Source organism: Hymenobacter sp. AT01-02 (assembly GCF_000961955.2).
GTDB lineage: Bacteria > Bacteroidota > Bacteroidia > Cytophagales > Hymenobacteraceae > Hymenobacter > Hymenobacter mucosus.
Genome location: NZ_JZIR02000239.1, coordinates 1 through 1,097, shown reverse-complemented (window position 1 = coordinate 1,097; position 1,097 = coordinate 1). Strand labels below are relative to the sequence as shown.

At 61.8% G+C, this 1,097-nt stretch carries 1 protein-coding gene; it reads right to left on the bottom strand.

What is annotated here, in order from left to right:
* Positions 1–1,097: sugar-binding domain-containing protein (locus tag VI25_RS22810; RefSeq protein ID WP_173664808.1), on the bottom strand; the 1,097-nt coding region annotated here is incomplete at both ends.

The window sequence follows — 1,097 nt, the reverse complement described above, 5'->3', positions numbered from 1 at the left end:
CGACCAACTGATGATACTCGGGTGGTTACGGTCGCGCACAATCATGCCCTTCAGATCTTCCTGCATTTGGTAGTTAGTGCCCATCAGGCGGTTCTCGTCAATTACCAGCATGCCAAGCTGGTCGCAGGCGGCCAGCAGTTCCGGGGTAGGCGGGTGGTGCGAGCAGCGGTAGGCATTCGAGCCCATAGCTTTCAGCGCCCGGATGCGGAAGTACTGCAACTCGTCGGGCAGGGCCGTGCCTACCCCGGCGTGGTCCTGGTGGTTATTGGTACCCTTGAGCTTTACCGGCTTGTCGTTCAGGAAAAAACCTAGCTTGGCATCAAAGCGAATAGTCCGAATCCCGAACGGCGTGTCGTAGCAGTCTACCTCCCGGTTGCCCACCAGCACGGTGGTGCGCAGCGTGTACAGGTAGGGCGACTCCAAATCCCACCGCCGGGCGTTGGCCACCGGCAACGTCAGCGTGATTTCGCGCTGTTGAAACGGTGCCAGGGCCACCGCGCTGTGCTGTTTGCTAGCCACCACGTGGCCCTGGGCATCGAGAATGGTTTGCCTCACAACGCAGGTATGCGCGTTCTTGCCTTGGTTCAGGAGGGTGGCGCGGGCCGTCACGTCGGCGGCAGCGCCGGCTACCTGGGTTGTTACCCACGTGCCGTTAGGGGCCACGTGCACGGGATTGGTTTTGGTGAGCCACACGTGCCGGTAAATGCCCGCACCCTCGTAGTACCATCCCTCGGGCATGGTGGCATCTACCCGCACCGCCACCACATTGCGGCCGCCGTAGTTAAGGTAGTCCGTAATATCGTACCGGAAGCTGTTGTAGCCGCTGTGCTCGTTGCCGAGGTAGTGGCCATTCACCCACACCTTGGCATTGCGGTACACGCCGTCAAACTCCAGGGTGAGTTGCCGCCCTAGGTCCTCGGCCGGAACGCGAAACGCTTTGCGGTACCACCCCACGCTGGTAGTGGGGAAGTTGCGCCCAATGGCTTTGTAGCCGTGGCTGTGCTGGGCCGTGCTGTCGAAGGGCAGCTCCACGGCCCAATCGTGCGGCAGGTTGAGCTGCCGCCAGGCCCGATCATCAAAGGTCAGACTGGCCGCTC